The following is a 5,701-nucleotide window of genomic DNA, read 5'->3' on the forward strand; positions in this document are numbered from 1 at the left end:
GAGGTCTAGCCAWTGTGCAAATGCAATGTTGGTTGGCAGCGGCAGCCCAAAACATCAAGAAGATAGCGTTGGTGGTGAACTATCTACGAAAAATGGGCTTAAATATGGCAGAAATAAGGCAGATACTTGCTTCTGTATACCCATGTAATGAATGGAAACTTCTGCGCACGATATAACAAAAAATATCACGATCGCGACCTACGGTCGCTTCCAAAAAAGAACCCCACTTAAAAAGCGGGGTTCGTCATCAATCTGAGGCTCCAATGGAGCCTTTTCATTAAAACACAAGGTCACCGTATTAGTTTGCTGCGGCGCCTTTTGCGTTGTTCATGTACTGGAAGAACTCACTCTTTGGATCCAACACAAGAATATCGCTCTTAGTGCCAAATGACTTCTCATACGCTTTCAATGAACGCATGAAGCTAAAGAACTCAGGATCTTTGTTGTAAGAATCAGAGTAAATTTTCGCCGCTTTCGCATCCGCTTCACCACGTGTTACACGCGCAGTCTTGTCCGCTTCAGCTAGAATAGTCGCCACTTCTAGCTCAGCTTGAGCACGGATAACTTCCGCTTTCTCACGACCTTGAGAACGGTGCTTACGCGCAACAGACTCACGTTCTGCACGCATACGACGGTAGATAGATTCACTGATTTCATCCGGAAGATTGATTTTCTTCATACGGAAGTCCACCACGCGAACACCCAAGTCTTTCATGGCACTTTCACGCGTATCCTTCAATACATTCGACATGATCAGGTCACGTTCGCCATCGATCTCCAGAGCTTGACGAGCCGCTTCAGTGCTCACTTCCGCGCTGGTCACGCTTTCAGGCAATACATCACCGTTACGTGGACCAGACACAATCTGTTTGATCTCACGAGCACCGATTTCTGCACGTAAAATGTCAGTCACTTTACGCTCAAGTAACGCCTCAGCGGTGAGCGTGTTGCCACCGCCCGTTGCAAGGTAGTAACGGCCGAAATCTTCAATACGCCATTTCACATACGAATCGATGATGACGTCTTTTTTCTCTGACGTCACGAAACGGTCTGAACGTCCGTCCATTGTCTGAATACGTGCATCTAACGTTCTCACGCGATCAAACAACGGCATTTTGAAATGCAAACCAGGTTCGTAAACTCGGGTAACGTCATTGGTATCTTTGAGTACTCGACCAAAACGAACCACGATACCACGCTCACCTTCTGGGATGACAAACAACGACATTAATAGGGTTGCAAGTACAAGAACCAGTACAGGGATCATTAACTTACGCATTCTTAGTATCTCCCTTGACGTGAACCTGTTGAACGAGACTGCGTGTTCTGAGTGTTGTCAGCCGAGCTCTCTGATTCCAATTGGATTTGATCGTAAGTCGAAGATGATTTCGTTTTACGCTTCGTATCCGTTTGAGAGTCTTGACCCGCCAACTTATCAATCGGCAAGTAAAGCAAGTTGCCACTTGATTCAGAATCAATCAGCACTTTCGATGTGCTTGAATACACTTCTTCCATCGTATCTAGGTAGAGGCGATCACGCGTAACCTTCGGTGCAGCTTGGTATTCAGGTAACAGCTTTTCAAACTGAGCCACTTGACCCAACGCTTCGTTGATGGTGCGTTCACTGTAACCTTGAGCCTCTTTCTTCAGACGCTCTGCGCGACCTGTTGCTTTTGGCAAGATTTCATTTTTGTACGCTTCGGCTTCACGAATGAAACGCTCTTCATCCTCACGCGCCGCAATCGCATCATCGAATGCATCTTTTACTTGCTCAGGCGGACGAGCCGACTGGAAGTTCACATCCACAATCACTAAGCCCATGTCATAGCTATCGATGATTTGGTTTAGCGTCTGTTGAGTGCTTTGACGAATTTGCTGACGACCACTGGTCAAAATGCTGTCCATCAATGAGTCGCCGATCACGGCACGCAGTGCCGAGTCTGTTGCTTGACGCAAGCTGTCATCAGCGTTAGTCACTCGGAACAGGTATTTGTAAGGATCCGCAACACGGTACTGAACATCCATCGAAACCGTCACAACGTTTTCGTCTTTTGTCAGCATCGTACCCGATGAACGTAGCGAGCGAATGGCTTGCACGTTAACTGGTGTGACTTCGTCAATAAAACGTGGGCGCCAGTTTAGACCAGGGTCAACGATACGATCGTATTTACCTAGACGTAACACCACGCCACGCTCCGCTTCACCAATGGTGTAGAAGCCTGCGAAAACCCAGACAAGTACGGCAATAACGGCAATGACACCAAAGCCAATTGCACCGCCACCACCAATTGAAGGCCCACGCCCTCCCTTGTTGCCAAACTTACCACCCAGCTTTTGACTCAGTTTGTTAAACACTTCATCCAAATCCGGCGGCCCTTGGTCTCGTCCTCCCGGACGCTGACCACCACGATTATTGTTACCCCAAGGGTCATTATCGCGGCCATTGTTGCCGTTGTTATTTCCAGGCTCATTCCACGCCATTAGAAAGCTCCATCATTTGATATGACGTTATACTGTAGCAGTCCTTTAAGTAACGATAAAGTCACTCAAAACTGCCCCTTCTCTTTTTTCAAGTCTAGACCAATCTACTTGCTGCATTCGAATATCGATCAACAAGTTACCATCCTGATCATATTCTTCCTGTTGAATACATTTCATCTGGAAGAATGTACTACGAAACCGTCCTTGATGTTGTGGAGGGATTCGCAACTGGCACTCCACCATGCTTGAAGCCAAACGTTCCGTCAGCGCTTCAAACAGGAGATCGATACCTTGACCATCCATCGCAGAAAGCCAGACGACTTGGGGTACCCCTTCATCATCGCGCTCAATACGTGGACGTTGGTCTTCCATATTGTCTATCTTGTTCATCACCACGAGTGTTGGTATCTCGTGAGCATTGATTTCTTCTAGTACTACGTGAACAGCTTGAATATTCTCACGAAAACGCTCATCACTGGCATCAACAACATGTAACAAAATGTCAGCTTCTTGCGTTTCTTGCAAGGTTGCTTTAAATGCTGCGACCAGATCATGTGGTAGATGTCGAATAAATCCGACCGTATCCGCCAAAATGGCTGGCCCAACATCCGCCAGTTCAATCTTACGCAGAGTCGGATCCAACGTCGCAAACAATTGGTCGGCAGCATAAACCCCAGCTTCAGTGATACGGTTAAACAGGGTAGATTTCCCTGCGTTGGTATACCCGACCAAAGAAATGGTTGGAATTTCTGCACGATTTCGGGCACGGCGCCCTTGCTCACGCTGTTTCGCTACTTTTTCTAGACGACGCAAAATCGCTTTAATACGCTCACGCAGTAAACGGCGGTCTGTTTCAAGCTGAGTTTCCCCAGGTCCACGCAAGCCAATACCACCTTTTTGCCTCTCAAGGTGCGTCCAACCGCGAATTAAGCGAGTAGAGATATGTCGAAGCTGAGCCAACTCCACTTGAAGTTTACCTTCGTGGGTACGAGCTCGTTGGGCGAAAATATCCAGAATCAGACCGGTACGGTCGATGACTCGACACTGACACAATCTTTCGAGGTTGCGCTCTTGGGCAGGAGAGAGGGCGTGATTAAATATCACGATTTCAGCTCCGGTCAATTGCACAGCTTGAGCAATTTCCTGAGCCTTTCCCTCTCCGACGTAGTATTTGGCGTGTGGTGACTGACGACTTGCAGTAATGACCTGTAACGTTTCTACCCCTGAGGAAGAAACCAACATTTCACATTCTGCAAGGTCTTCCCACTCGCCTTGTTGCGTGAAGTTGACATGAACAAGTACGGCTCGCTCACCGGATTCATAACGGTCAAACAAGCAATCAACTCCTTAAAGTGTTTAAATGATCGATAACGAAATTAATCTTCCGATTTCTCGCTTGGACGATCTGAGCCACGCTCGCCGCTGTGGTGACTCACTGGACGAGCAGGAACCACAGTAGAAATTGCGTGCTTATAAACCATCTGGTTTACTGTATTCTTCAGCAGGATCACAAATTGATCGAACGACTCGATCTGACCTTGCAATTTGATACCGTTTACTAGGTAAATCGATACAGGGATACGCTCACGACGGAGTGCGTTTAGAAATGGGTCTTGTAGAGATTGCCCCTTAGCCATTTTATTTTCCTTATTTAATTTGTAGTTGTAATTATTTAGCTAGTGGTGCACTGCAAAAGAAAATGCCTTTGCATCTGAGCTAAACGAACAAAAAACACCCTTAGTTACTAGCAGCCTAAACAGCAAGTTACCAGAAACTGATCCTTCTTAGAGTGTATTCACGCAAAAACGATCACATTATACACAGCTATCTCTATCAGATGCTATGGCTTCTGAGAGAGTTTCTAGTGACTGTTCAATGTTTTCGCTATCCAACCAAGTTAAATTATCCCAGCTGCGCAACCAGGTAATTTGTCGCTTGGCCAATTGACGAGTTGCACAGATACCACGATAGATCGCGTCATCTAAAGTGCAATTTCCGTCTAAATAGTCCCACATCTGTCGGTAACCGACGCATCGAATGGAAGGAAGATCCGGATGAAGATCCTTGCGTGTATACAAGGCTCTCATTTCTTGTTCAAATCCGGCTTCCATCATTTTATCGAAACGCAGTTCAATACGACGATGGAGCTCTGCCCTTTCCTTGGGAGCTATTGCGAACTGCTTGACACGAAACGGCAAACTTTCCCCTTTCGTTTCCGTCAGTTCAGTAAGAGTTTTACCTGAAATTCGATAAACTTCCAATGCACGCGACAATCTTTGCGGATCATTCGGGTGTATTCTCGCTGCCGATACAGGATCAATCTCTTGAAGCTCATCGTGCAATACTGACCAACCTTTCGTCAATGCTTCTTGTTCAATTTGCTGACGTATTTCAGCATTTGCAGCAGGAAGTGGTGACAGACCTTCGAGTAACGCCTTGAAATACAGCATAGTTCCACCGACAAGCAGCGGAATTTTGCCTTGTGCCACGATCTCGTTCATAGCTTCGAGTGCATCACGACGAAAATCAGCCGCAGAATAGGCTTCGGTCGGATCTAAAATATCGATCAAACGATGCGGTGCCAGTTGCTGCTCGCGTTCATCAGGTTTGGCAGTGCCAATATCCATGCCCTTGTAAATTAGAGCGGAGTCGACACTGATAAGTTCAACCGGATATCGTTGACGCAATCGGATTGCTAATTCCGTTTTTCCCGATGCTGTCGGCCCCATTAAAAACAGAGCTAAAGGTAATTGTTCAGTCATGGTGTCATGTCAGTTGTGCAATCGTTGCCGAGAAATCGACACTCGTGACCAGTTGAGCATCCTGTAGCGGGAGCTTCTCTTGCCAGAGTTGTTCGAGTTCCGAAATAATTTGTATCGCCTCAGAAAGTGTATAGTGGCTTTTCACTTTTGCCACACGCAACGCCAACCACTGCGCCATCGCCGTGTCATTTTGTGCCTGCTCTTCCTTCTGGGCTTGCGAAGCGGCGTAAGATAACAGATCTGGAATAAGAAGTTGTAAATTTTGTTGCCTTAATGGCGCAGGCACCCCCATCACCATTAGGGCTTTCTCATTACGCATTTTAAAGAGGATCCCCATCCGAGCAAAACGATCTTGATGCTCTTGCGCAGCATGAACCAACCCTTTTTCCAGTTTTAGCGAAAGCGGCACCAACAAAGGCTGAGACTTCAATGAGCGCTTGATCACCATTCAGTTGCCC

Annotated in this window: 5 protein-coding genes and 2 pseudogenes; 1 reads left to right on the plus strand and 6 read right to left on the minus strand. The window is 46.8% G+C overall.

Annotated elements, in window-relative coordinates; genetic code table 11:
* Positions 1-176, plus strand: a pseudogene (locus tag CIK04_RS15455) (IS5/IS1182 family transposase); the annotation flags it as partial.
* Between the two features lie 122 nt (positions 177-298).
* Here the strand turns inward: CIK04_RS15455 and hflC are convergent.
* The 6 genes and pseudogenes from hflC to CIK04_RS15485 all read right to left on the minus strand — a co-directional run.
* Positions 299-1,279, minus strand: a complete 981-nt coding sequence (gene hflC / locus CIK04_RS15460) for a protease modulator HflC (protein WP_011151327.1) — start codon at positions 1,277-1,279, stop codon at positions 299-301.
* A 2-nt stretch (positions 1,280-1,281) separates the two neighbouring features.
* Positions 1,282-2,481 carry an FtsH protease activity modulator HflK gene (gene hflK / locus CIK04_RS15465; RefSeq protein WP_011079278.1) on the minus strand — a complete coding sequence of 400 codons (1,200 nt, stop codon included), beginning with the start codon at positions 2,479-2,481 and terminating at the stop codon, positions 1,282-1,284.
* Positions 2,482-2,526: 45 nt separating this feature from the next.
* Positions 2,527-3,816, minus strand: a complete 1,290-nt coding sequence (gene hflX, locus CIK04_RS15470) for a ribosome rescue GTPase HflX (protein ID WP_011079277.1) — start codon at positions 3,814-3,816, stop codon at positions 2,527-2,529.
* A 41-nt stretch (positions 3,817-3,857) separates the two neighbouring features.
* A complete protein-coding gene (gene hfq, locus CIK04_RS15475; RefSeq protein ID WP_011079276.1) occupies positions 3,858-4,118 on the minus strand; it encodes an RNA chaperone Hfq in 261 nt (86 codons plus the stop codon).
* A gap of 177 nt (positions 4,119-4,295) precedes the next feature.
* Positions 4,296-5,243 (minus strand): tRNA (adenosine(37)-N6)-dimethylallyltransferase MiaA, encoded by a 948-nt coding sequence (gene miaA, locus CIK04_RS15480; RefSeq protein ID WP_017789727.1) that lies wholly within the window; start codon positions 5,241-5,243, stop codon positions 4,296-4,298.
* 4 nt (positions 5,244-5,247) lie between these two features.
* Positions 5,248-5,676: pseudogene (locus tag CIK04_RS15485) on the minus strand (DNA mismatch repair protein MutL); the annotation flags it as partial.
* Between the last annotated feature and the right edge of the window lie 25 nt (positions 5,677-5,701).

Source organism: Vibrio sp. 03_296 (assembly GCF_002265885.1).

Bases quoted from the DNA above. Each gene is read 5' to 3' on its own strand.
- hflC (WP_011151327.1), bottom strand. From the start codon at position 1,279: ATGCGTAAGTTAATGATCCCTGTACTGGTTCTTGTACTTGCAACCCTA.
- hflK (WP_011079278.1), bottom strand. From the start codon at position 2,481: ATGGCGTGGAATGAGCCTGGAAATAACAACGGCAACAATGGCCGCGAT.
- hfq (WP_011079276.1), bottom strand. From the start codon at position 4,118: ATGGCTAAGGGGCAATCTCTACAAGACCCATTTCTAAACGCACTCCGT.
- miaA (WP_017789727.1), bottom strand. From the start codon at position 5,243: ATGACTGAACAATTACCTTTAGCTCTGTTTTTAATGGGGCCGACAGCA.